The 11,302-nt window shown below is 47.9% G+C and carries 10 protein-coding genes and 1 pseudogene; 9 read left to right on the top strand and 2 right to left on the bottom strand.

The window, feature by feature from the left end:
- On the top strand, window positions 1-286 hold a 286-nt coding region (locus DEH07_00325), incomplete at its 5' end, for an ISAzo13 family transposase (protein ID HBY03008.1).
- A 141-nt stretch (window positions 287-427) separates the two neighbouring features.
- Here DEH07_00325 and DEH07_00320 read toward each other — a convergent pair.
- A complete protein-coding gene (locus DEH07_00320; GenBank protein HBY03007.1) occupies window positions 428-562 on the bottom strand; it encodes a sporulation protein YjcZ in 135 nt (44 codons plus the stop codon).
- A 409-nt stretch (window positions 563-971) separates the two neighbouring features.
- Window positions 972-2,681, bottom strand: coding sequence for a hypothetical protein (locus DEH07_00315; GenBank protein HBY03006.1), 1,710 nt, complete (start codon window positions 2,679-2,681; stop codon window positions 972-974).
- 134 nt (window positions 2,682-2,815) lie between these two features.
- Between DEH07_00315 and DEH07_00310 the strand changes: the two are divergent.
- The 8 genes and pseudogenes from DEH07_00310 to DEH07_00275 all read left to right on the top strand — a co-directional run bounded on the left by DEH07_00310 (window position 2,816) and on the right by DEH07_00275 (window position 11,296).
- A pseudogene (locus DEH07_00310) lies at window positions 2,816-2,899 on the top strand (glutamate dehydrogenase).
- Between the two features lie 243 nt (window positions 2,900-3,142).
- A complete protein-coding gene (locus tag DEH07_00305; protein ID HBY03005.1) occupies window positions 3,143-3,724 on the top strand; it encodes a response regulator in 582 nt (193 codons plus the stop codon).
- A 107-nt stretch (window positions 3,725-3,831) separates the two neighbouring features.
- Window positions 3,832-5,163 carry a type I glutamate--ammonia ligase gene (gene glnA, locus DEH07_00300; protein HBY03004.1) on the top strand — a complete coding sequence of 444 codons (1,332 nt, stop codon included), beginning with the start codon at window positions 3,832-3,834 and terminating at the stop codon, window positions 5,161-5,163.
- Window positions 5,164-5,375: 212 nt separating this feature from the next.
- Window positions 5,376-6,707, top strand: coding sequence for a type I glutamate--ammonia ligase (gene glnA, locus DEH07_00295; GenBank protein HBY03003.1), 1,332 nt, complete (start codon window positions 5,376-5,378; stop codon window positions 6,705-6,707).
- Window positions 6,708-6,872: 165 nt separating this feature from the next.
- Entirely contained in the window at window positions 6,873-7,343 is a 471-nt protein-coding gene (locus tag DEH07_00290) for a 4Fe-4S ferredoxin (GenBank protein ID HBY03002.1), read from the top strand.
- A 31-nt stretch (window positions 7,344-7,374) separates the two neighbouring features.
- Window positions 7,375-8,625: an NAD(P)/FAD-dependent oxidoreductase gene (locus tag DEH07_00285; protein HBY03001.1), complete on the top strand. Its 1,251-nt coding sequence runs from the start codon at window positions 7,375-7,377 to the stop codon at window positions 8,623-8,625.
- Window positions 8,622-9,767, top strand: a complete 1,146-nt coding sequence (locus DEH07_00280) for a hypothetical protein (protein ID HBY03000.1) — start codon at window positions 8,622-8,624, stop codon at window positions 9,765-9,767. The genes DEH07_00285 and DEH07_00280 overlap by 4 nt, the downstream gene beginning before the upstream one ends.
- A 14-nt stretch (window positions 9,768-9,781) precedes the next feature.
- Window positions 9,782-11,296: an FMN-binding glutamate synthase family protein gene (locus DEH07_00275; GenBank protein HBY02999.1), complete on the top strand. Its 1,515-nt coding sequence runs from the start codon at window positions 9,782-9,784 to the stop codon at window positions 11,294-11,296.
- The last annotated feature ends 6 nt before the right edge of the window (window positions 11,297-11,302 follow it).

Here is an 11,302-nt window from a genome sequence, read left to right as displayed (position 1 = left end):
CGTCTGCCACTTCCCTCCGGGCGCCAGCAAGTGGAACCAGATTGAGCCCCGGCTCTTCCCCCACATCACACAGAACTGGCGCGGCCGCCTGCTGGAGAGCCATGAGGTCATCGTCAACCTCATCGCCAACACCACAACCACTACGGGTCTAAAGGTTCAGGGCCAACTTGACACCAATCCGTACCCGGCCGGCATTAAGGTATCAGACACCGAACTGGCTGCTGTCCAACTGGAGCGCTCGGACTTTCATGGTGATTGGAATTATGTCATCCGGCCACATAGTTGAAAAAAGTTATTTTCTCGTGACTCCTTAGCTATGTGCTTGGCACTATCAACCCGCACTAGGGACTTTCACCCATTAGACTGCGACCATGCCGGGCGCACCTAAATAAAAAGAGCCTTTACGGCCCTTTTTAGGTAGGAGGTTTTAGCTACTAGCTGAACTTCCAAAGCAACCGGGCAAGTAGCAGGAACCAAGAATTAACAGAATGAGAATTAGGAAAATAATAAACGAACTGCTTCCGCAACCAGTGCCAACACCAGTACCACAGCCGAAACCCATTTAAAAAACCCCCTTTGCTAGTTGTTGGTATATACTATGGGATATATATGGAATGCGTTACCAATACTTAATGAGAATGATAGAATACTGTTTAGCTGGCCATAGTCCTTTTCGTAAAGAAGCTTCGAGGCGCTTGCTAGCAGGAGAAACACATAAATGTGGCGCATTGAAGTACCTTGAAGCAAAAAGATACAAGGGATGTTGGGAATCTAATGAATACAAAGTTATGGAAATGTAATAGAAGAAAATCTAGAAACTGTAAAGGAAAAGGGACATAGAGGAGTTAAGTCTAGAGGAGACCAATATTATACTTGGCAAAAAAGAACGTAAGGTGTCACCCATTATATAACACCGCATTCACGCAAGTGGCGGAACCCTAATTGAACTCTGTATATTTTCTTCCTGTTCGTCAGGCGATGGCGTTTTGGCTGGCCAGGAACATGCCGATGCCGTTGACCAGAGCACGGGCAATGTTATTACGGAATTGGTCCGTGGTCATCAGATTTTCTTCATGGGCGTTAGATATAAAGGCAGCTTCTACCAGGACTGCCGGCATCACTGTCTCTCTTATGACAACAAAGTCAGCCTGGCGGACACCCTTGTCTTCCAGGCACAGATTAGCCACCAGCGAGTTCTGAATATAATCAGCCAGTTGAGAGCTTTTTACCTGCCGGTCTTGCCCGTTTAGGGCGTTGCTTGAAAAGTAGGTGCTTGTCCCGCCCATGCTCGGACTAAGGTTGGCATTCATATGGATGCTGACGAAAACGTCCGCTCCGGCATTATTTGCCGCTCCGGCGCGGCTGTAAAGGCCCAGGCCCTGATCGCCGTAGCGTGTATAAAGCACCGTGGCCCCGTAACTGCGCAGCAGTTCACCAGCGCATTCAGCAACCTGCATATTGACATATTTCTCAGACAGGCCAAGGTTTTTGCCAATAGCGCCGGGCTCAGCCCCACCATGGCCGGGATCCAGGACAATAACCGCTCCTTTTAACGCTCCGTATATGTCAGGCACGAAAATAACCAGTGAAATGGTCGTTGGATCCTCGCCGGCCTGTACTTTGTAAGCTGCCTCTGCGGTCAGGTCAAAGACCAGGCGCGTTACGTCCGGATCACGGCTGAACCAGCCGATCCGCAGCCTATCGGTAACACTGGAATCAATGTCCTGGCTGGTGTTTACAGAGCCGGGTTGAGTATTGTTTAAATCGATAATCAGCCGGTCGGGGCTGCTGAGTGTAAAGATATTGTAAGTAACCTGCCGGTCGCAGCTGATTTCGATATTAACCTTTTTATCTTCAGAATCAATATCTATATTCTGTAAGGTTGCCGGCTGGCCTGGAGGATTGTAAGGCGGGGCAACATTATCAGGGGAATTCAGGCTGCCTTTACCACCGGACTGCTCATCTTTTTCTTCACCGGAAGGATTATTTTGACTGCTTGTCCCTGTTGTATCCGTACCGGAGGCGGAAGACTGAACATCTTCTTTTACGTACCAGGCCACCACCCATCCTGTTTTGCCGCTCGGCAGTTTAACCTTGTACCAGTCAGCTGAAGTATCCAGGATAGGGAGCCGCATTCCTCTGCTTACCTGCGTTAAAGTCTCATGGTCAGTGCCCGGGCCGCTCCTGACGTTTAACTGGTCTGCCTGAACAACCAGTTCCCTTTGAGCTGTCAGGGGCTTCAAATAATTAATGGCAATTGTCCGTGAACCAGGGTTCCATTGAACATAGGCTCCGAAAGCTTCACCAATGAAGCGAAGGGGTACCATGGTATTGCCTGCGATAATCTTGGCCGGAGAATCGAGGGTAAGCGTCAGCTCGTTTTTTGAAGCCTTAGTTTTGCCTATGGTTAACTTGATCACGTCGGAACTCATGGTCAGCGTGATTGCCTTGTTTTTGCTGTCCCATTTTACCGAAGCTCCGAGAGACTCAGAAATAGACCTTAAAGGGACGAGGGTTCTTCCGTTTTCAACGACGGGGGATGTTTCGAAAGACACAGGCTTGGTATTGATCGTGACTTTAATCGGTTCTGAAGCAGTTTGGGCGTAACAAAACTGGGAAAACAGCAGCATCCCAAAAACTAAAAAAATCACCCTTAAAGCCAGGCGAATACGTGCTGACATAATGTTACATGTGCTCCAATTAATCACTAAATTGAAATTCTTAGTTCTTATTTATATAGACGTCTAAAATAAGAAAAAAGTTCCCTCAATTCGACATTTCCATAAAATTCATTTCTTTTTCATTGATAACTACCTATAATATAAACATGCGGCAGGCCGCTTACGTAATTTCTGTTTCACGTGTGGCCGATGCAGTTAAAGCCCGAGGCTGGGTTTAATAGTTCGATGAGTCCCGGAACGGAAGATTCGTTAGTTTATTAAAAAAAATTGGCGTACTTTGAATGAGGATATTGCCTGACTGATGGTTACAAGTTATAATGTGAGGGTGACTGGTTTGAATCAGTACGAAGAAGTACAAAAAAGGCAAAGATGCCCTGGAACAGCTCATGTATAGTCTGTTTTAAAGGGCATTTTTACTACCCCATTTCCATTTTCATTTGGTTAAGAGAGGGGAGGCAGCAATGGCAGAAAGCCGGATTGTAATCGTGGACGCTGATCCGGCGTTAAGGAAAAGCATCAAGACGATGCTTATTAAACTCGGTTACTCTATAGTGGGCGAAGCAGGCGACGGGGTAAGCGCTATTAAACTGGTCAGGAGCAGGCAGCCTGACCTCCTGGTTATCGGCGCTGAACTAACCGGCATGGATGGCCTGGAAGTAGCCACAATCGTGCATGAGGATAAGATCGCGCCGGTTATTGTTTTAGCCGGTTCACACTCACAGGTTCTTCTGGAAAAAGCGAAAGCTGCCCGTGTATCCGCTTTTTTGGTTAAACCTGTTGAAGAGGCTGACCTGTTGCCTGCCGTTGAAATATCAATATCCAATTATCAGGAGATTATTTCTCTTGAAAATAAAATTAAAAAAATGGAAGAAGTGTTGACGGCACGCAAACTTGTCGAGCAGGCAAAGGGAATTTTAATGGAAACCATGAACATCAGTGAAGCTGAAGCATTCAAAAGAATCCAGAAACAGAGTATGAACAGCCGTGTCACCATGCGTCAGGTGGCGGAAGCAATTATACTTACACAGAACCTGAGAAAATAAACCATAACGGTTTTACATAAAGGAGGCAACGGCGCCTTTAGAAAGGGATGGCCCTTTTAAAAAGGCTTTTTTATTTTTTAAGAAAAAATGAAGAAAGGATGATTGGAATGGACTCTGTAAAGAAAAGTGATATCATGGCTCTGGCCAGGGAACAGGGCGTGAAATTTATCCGTCTTCAGTTTACAGACGTCTTGGGAGTTTTAAAGAATATGGCGATTCCCATTGAGCAGTTTGAGAAAGCCCTGGAAGGAGAGTTGATGTTTGACGCTTCATCAATTCACGGTTTTGTTGGTATCGAAGAATCAGATATGTACCTGCGCCCGGATCCGAACACTTTTGCCATCTTTCCGTGGAGACCCAGAGATGGCGCAGTTGCCCGGTTGATCTGCGATGTTTATCAGCCTGATGGAACTCCTTTTGAGGGCTGCCCGCGTAATGCGTTAAGAAAAGCAATCGCCAGGGCAAGTGAAAACGGCTATACGATGAAAGTCGGTCCGGAATGCGAATTTTTCCTGTTCTATACGGATGATCAGGGCAATCCCACTCTTAAGACCCATGACCGTGCCGGATATTTTGACATGAGCCCTGCGGACCTTGGTGAAAATGCCCGGCGTTCAATGGTTCTTACTCTGGAGGAAATGGGTTTTGAAATCGAGACTTCTCATCATGAAGTCGCTCCCGGGCAGCACGAGATTGACTTCATGTATTCAGATGCGCTGGATGCCGCAGATAAAATAGTAACCTTTAAATTTGTAGTGCGTACGATTGCACAGCGCTACGGCCTGCATGCCACGTTTATGCCCAAACCGGTATTCGGGATAAATGGAAGCGGGATGCATATGCACCAGTCTATCTTCAAAGACGGCGATAACATATTTTTTGACCAGGGTGACCCGGAGGGTTTAAGTGATTCTGCCCGCTATTATGTCGGAGGACTGCTGCGGCACGCGAAAGCCATTGCCGCTGTGGCAAGCCCAACGGTAAACTCATACAAGAGACTGGTTCCGGGTTACGAAGCGCCTGTCTACATCTCCTGGGCACAGCGCAACAGAAGTCCGCTGATTAGGGTGCCTGCCAAGAGGGGACTTTCAACACGTATAGAGTTCAGGAGTCCGGATCCTTCCTGCAACCCGTACCTGGCTATAGCCGCCTGCCTGTCGGCCGGCCTCGACGGTATCGAGAACCAAATTCAACCATCGCCGCAGTGCAACATGAATATTTATGAACTGACGCCGGAACGAAGGCGGGAGCTTGGTATTGACAGCCTGCCCGCAAGTCTTGAGGAAGCGCTTTGGGAACTCGAGAAAGATGAAATAATTAAGCATGCTCTGGGTGATCATATTTTGACGCGTTTTATTGATGCCAAAAAGAAAGAGTGGGATTCGTACCGCACCCAAATATACTCCTGGGAAATTGAAAACTATCTGACAATGTTTTAGTGATTGACTTTGCTTTCCAGGAAGTTATATTTTTCCGCTAAAAAATACTTTTCTTTTCGAACAAACATGCTATAATAATCTACAAGTTGATAAACAAGTACAAGGGCGTACTTATTTAGGCTACGGGGCCATCATAACAGGTAAATTAATTCTACCTGAGTGGGGGCTTTTTTTTGTAAATATTTCGCCCTGAACGAAGGGAAGAGTTGCGGTTGGAAAAGCTGGATAACAATGAAGTATTAAAGATGGCTAAGGAACTCGGTGTTAAGTTTATCCGTCTTCAATTTACCGATATTTTTGGGGTGCTGAAAAATGTTTCTGTTACTGTAGAGCAACTGGAGAAGGCATTAAACGGAGAACTTATGTTTGACGGTTCATCAATCGAGGGGTTTGTGCGGATTGAAGAATCGGATATGTATTTGAGGCCGGATCCTTCCACGTTTGTTGTTTTTCCATGGAGACCCCGGGAGGGAGCAGTAGCGCGTCTAATCTGTGATATTTATACCTCGGATGAAGAACCTTTTATTGGAGACCCCCGCTTTATACTGAAGAAGGTCAGTCAGGAAGCGAAGGAAATGGGGTATACAATGATGGTCGGGCCCGAGGCTGAGTTTTATCTGTTTCATGTGGACAGCAACGGCCAACCGACAACAATCACCCATGACAAGGCGGGTTATTTTGATTTAACTCCTGTTGATCTTGGAGAAGACGCCCGGCGGGATATGGTCTTGACGCTGGAGGAACTGGGTTATGAAGTTGAGGCTTCGCATCACGAAGTCGGGCCGGGCCAGCATGAAATTGATTTTAAATACGCCGATGCTTTAGAGACTGCCGACAGGGTAGAGACGTTCAGGTTTGTCGTGCGTACGATTGCGCAGCGACACGGTCTGCACGCAACTTTCATGCCCAAACCAATTATAGGTCTTCCCGGTTCGGGTATGCACCTGAACCAGTCTCTAATGAAGGACGGGGTCAACGTTTTTTACGAATCCGATGCGCCCCTCCATTTGAGTGAAACATGTCTTTATTACATTGGCGGGTTGATGAACCATGTACAGGCTCTCACCGCAATCACAAACCCGACTGTGAATTCATACAAGAGACTAATTTCAGGTTACGAGGCGCCGGTATATATAGCCTGGTCTTCCCGGAACCGTAGTCCTTTAATTCGTGTGCCGGCTAAAAAAGGTCAGTCCACAAGGATCGAATTAAGAAGCCCAGATCCGTCCTGCAACCCATACCTGGCCCTGGCTGTATGCCTGAAAGCGGGATTGGACGGGATTAAAAATAAGATTAAGCCACCGCAGTCATGTGACCAGAATATATATGAGATGACTCCGCAAGAGCGTGAGAAATTTAGCATAGATAGTCTGCCGGAAAACCTTTCCGAGGCCCTGAACAAGTTGACCGCTGATCAAGTGATCGTGGATGCGCTGGGTTCTCACGTCATAGAGCGCTTTCTGGAGGCTAAAAGAATTGAATGGGAACGGTACCGGATACAGGTACATCCCTGGGAACTGGAAGAATATCTGACCAAGTATTAAAAGCTGGTTAAAATAATAGGCCAAGATGCGCCGGACAAAAGGGCAATGACGCCCACGATCAGGTTATTTTAAATGAAGATATATTTGCCCTGATTTTGCGGCAAATATATCCACGGTTGCCTGCCGTGGGTTTTTGTTTTCTTGCCTTGATAATAGGGGGGCATAATGAAAAAGATTTTGATCAAACCGGAGGTCTGTATAGGCTGCCACCTTTGTGAAATATGGTGTGTGGTAGCCCATTCCCGGACGAAGGACATCTTAAAAGCTTTTCTGCTGGAAAAGCCCGCGGCTTTAAGCAGAGTTATCGTGGAGGAACCACTGCCTGTTACTTTTGCTCTTCAGTGCAGGCATTGCTCAGAGCCGGATTGTGTTTTTGCATGCATCAGCGGCGCTTTGTATAAGGATACCATAAGCGGCAAGGTAATCCATGATCCCGAAAAATGCGTCGGCTGTTACAGTTGTGTGCTGGTCTGCCCTTACGGCGGAATTATTATCGACCGGGAGAACAAAAAAGTGATCAAATGCGACCTCTGCGAAGGATTTGAAAAACCCTACTGCGTAAGTCACTGCCCGAATGAAGCGCTTGTCTATATCAATCAGGAAGAAGGGGGGGTAATAAGTGACCCGAGGGTTTGATTACGTAATTGTCGGAAATTCGGCCGGAAGCATGGGCTGTATAGAAATGCTCAGAAGTATCGACCGTTCCGGAACAATCGCTTTAGTTGCGGAGGAAACCTGCCGTGTATATTCCAGGGCGCTTATACCCTATTACCTTGCAGGTCAAATTGATCTTGAAAAGATGTATTACAGAAAAGCTGACTTTTATGAAAAGCTTAATGTTGCCGCCCTGCTTGGACAAAAAGCCGTTGATATAGACACCGGTAAAAAAGAGGTTCTGCTTTCGGGTGGCGAAAAGATTGGCTATAACAAGCTGCTTTTAGCGACGGGCGGCCGGCCGCTTATCCCGCCGATGGAAGGTTTGGACAAGGAAAATATCTTTACTTTTTTAAATATGGACGATGTTTTAAAGATTGAAAAGGCCCTGGAAAATGCGCAAAGAGCGGTTGTGCTTGGCGGCGGAGTGATCGGCCTGATGGCTGCCGAGGCTCTGTGCAAAAAGGGCCTGCAGGCGCATGTAGTAGAACTTGCCGGAAGAGTCCTGGCGCCCGTTGTTGACGAACCCGTCTCCAGCTTGCTGGAAGCCCTTTTCGCAGAAAAAGGGGTGCAGGTAACCACCAACAATACGATCAAAGAGATTAAAGGCGGCAGTGCGGTTGACGGTGTAGTCTTGACTGACGGCACACAGATTCCCTGTGATATGCTGGTTCTGGCGATGGGCGTCGCCCCGAGGATCGAACTGGGCGTTCAGGCGGGCTTAAAGATCGACAGGGGTATTTTAGTCAACGAAAGAATGGAAACTTCTCAAGCAGATCTATACGCCTGCGGGGACTGCGCCCAGGGTTATGACTCCGTTGCCGGAATAAGCAAGGTTATCCCGCTCTGGCCGAATGCTTACCTCGGGGGAAGGATTGCCGGCGCAAATATGGCCGGCGGCAGGCGGGAGAACGTCTGGTCAACCAATATGAATTCCATGCACTTTTTCGATCTCTGTCTGATTACCGCCGGACTGAATGTTTCTGCAGAAGACCCGGGCGGCTTTGTAAATATTAGCCGGTTGGACATGCAGAAGAAGTACTATCGGAAATTCATCCTCCGGGAAGGAAGAATCGCAGGATTTATCCTGGCGGGGAAAATCAGCCGGGCCGGTATATTTGTCAATCTGATGAGAACCAAAGCGGATGTTTCCCAATTTGCGGATGATCTTTTTAATGAGGACTTTGGTTATGGGAGCATCCCGGAGAATTTAAGGTGGGAACTGCTGGAAAAGGATCTTATCCTGGGGGTGGTGAATCAATGACCGGTTACGAGCGTAAAAGCAGCGAGAGGTACCTGCCTGACCAGGGCAGGGAAGCATGCGGCCTTTTTGGTGTGATGAACACGAGCGGGAAAATGTTCCCGGGCAACATTGCCATATCGGCGATCAAGAATATCAAGGTAAGGGGGAACGGCCTTGGCGGCGGATTTGCCGTTTACGGGCTCTACCCGGATTACAAGGATTTTTACGCTCTGCACATAATGTTTGAAGATAAATGGCGCGATGTTAAGACAATAGTGGAGAAATACCTGACTGAAAATTTTAATGTCTCTTACGACGAACAAATACCGACCAATCCGCATGTCAACATCTTTCACCCCCCTCTTGTCTGGAGGTACTTTGTCACACCGGAAAAAAAAGGTGATGAAAGAAACATTTCCGATGACGAGTTTGTGGTCGATAAGGTTATGCACATAAACACGAGCATTGAAGACGCCTATGTATTCTCATCGGGCAAAAATATGGGCGTTTTCAAGGGAGTTGGGTTTCCTGAAGAAATTGCGGACTATTTTTTACTTGATAAGATGTACGAAGGCTATATCTGGACCGTCCACAGCAGGTTCCCGACCAATACCCCCGGGTGGTGGGGGGGCGCCCACCCGTTTAGTATTCTTGACTGGACGGTTGTCCATAATGGAGAGATTTCTTCATACGGGACCAACCGGAGATTTCTTGAAATGTTTGGATATTACTGCACTTTATTTACGGACACGGAAGTTATGGCCTATGCCGTGGACTATTTGATGAGAAGGCAGGGCTATCCCATCGAGGTTGCTTCGAAGATTTTTGCCCCCCCTATGTGGGACGCGATCAACCGGATGGACGAGAAGGAAAAACATCTTAATACAACGCTGCGGATGGTTTATGGCCCCCTGCTTTTAAATGGGCCGTTCACAGTTATTGTGGCTCGCCATAACGAGATGTTCGGGATTACAGACAGGATCAGGCTGAGGCCGATTACCGCGGGAGCAAAAGACGATATGGTCTATCTTAGCTCGGAAGAAGCGGCAATCAGAACTGTAGCGCCCGATCTTGATTTTGCGTGGACACCGCACGGAGGCAATCCTGTTGTGGTGAGGATGAACTCTACTGATCATTTGTTAAGCATGGAGAATTCTATATAGCTGGGTGATCGAAAATGTATTCGTATTTGTTGCCGGAATTTACCATTGAAAGAAAAACAGACCGCTGTATCAAGTGCAGGGTCTGTGAAAGACAGTGTCCTTTCGGAGGCCACAAGTATGACCCGGATTTTGATGCTATGTCCTCCAATGAGGAGGTTTGCGCCGGCTGCCAGAGGTGCGCTGTTTTCTGCCCGACAGGCGCTCTTTGTATCCAGCCTCATCCTTCGCAGTACAAGACTAATTACAACTGGACTAAGGAAAAGTTCCAGGACTTGAAAAAGCAGGCTGAAACCGGCGGCATAATCCTGACCGGGAGCGGAAACGACAAGCCGTACAAGGTCTACTGGGATCACCTTGTCTTAAATGCTTCGCAGGTGACCAACCCTTCGATCGACCCGCTGAGGGAACCCATGGAACTAAGAACTTTTCTGGGGAAGAAGCACGATACGCTTGAAATTGCCATGAATGAAGAAGGCATTGAAATAAAGAGCGAATTGAATCCCAACAAGATGATTGAAATTCCGGTGGCTTTTTCAGCCATGTCCTACGGGGCGATCAGTTACCAGGCCTTTAAATCGCTGGCCATGGCAGCCAAAGAAGTCGGGACTCTTTTTAACACGGGTGAAGGCGGGATGCCCCTTGAAATGAGGGGTGAATACGGCGGGAACACTGTGGTGCAATGCGCCAGCGGAAGATTTGGCGTTGATTCGGAATACTTGAATTGTGCGTCAATAGTTGAGATCAAGATTGGACAGGGCGCCAAGCCTGGTATCGGCGGGCATCTTCCCGGCGAGAAGGTGTCGTTTAACGTGGCCAGGAACAGAATGATTCCGGAGGGGACGGACGCTATTTCCCCGGCGCCGCAGCATGATATTTATTCAATTGAGGATCTCTCAATGCTGATCTACGCTTTAAAAGAGGCTACCAACTATACAAAACCTATTTCTGTTAAGATTGCCGCAGTACACCATGTTGCAGCCATCGCCTCCGGAATAGTCAGGGCCGGCGCGGATATCGTCGCCATCGACGGTATAAGAGGCGGAACGGGGTCGGCGCCCAAAATAATCAGGGATAATATAGGAATCCCCATTGAGCTTGCCTTGGCGGCTGTTGATAAAAGACTTCGTGACGAAGGAATCAGGAATAAATGTTCGGTTATCGCGGCCGGCGGGTTCAGGTGCAGCGGGGATATCCTCAAGGCCATTGCGCTGGGAGCGGATGCAGTATATATCGGCACCGCGGCGCTGGTCGCCATGGGCTGCACGCTTTGCCAGAAATGCTATACAGGGAAATGCTCCTGGGGAATCTGCACACAGGATCCTTACCTTTCCAAGAGGCTTAACCCTGAAATTGTCAGCGCCAAGCTGGTTAATCTGCTAAGGAGCTGGGAGCGCGAGATAAAGGAAATGCTTGGCGGTATGGGTATAAATGCAATAGAGAGTATAAGGGGCAACAGGGATCACCTCCGCGGTGTCGGGCTGGAAGGCTGGGAACTGGATGTTCTGGGAGTAAAAGGAGCGGGGGAGTGATAACTT

Source organism: Desulfotomaculum sp. (assembly GCA_003513005.1).
In the GTDB taxonomy this organism is placed as follows: Bacteria; Bacillota; Desulfotomaculia; order Desulfotomaculales; family Nap2-2B; genus 46-80.
Note: the sequence above shows the minus strand (reverse complement) of the source record. Positions and strands in the feature narration are given on the sequence as shown.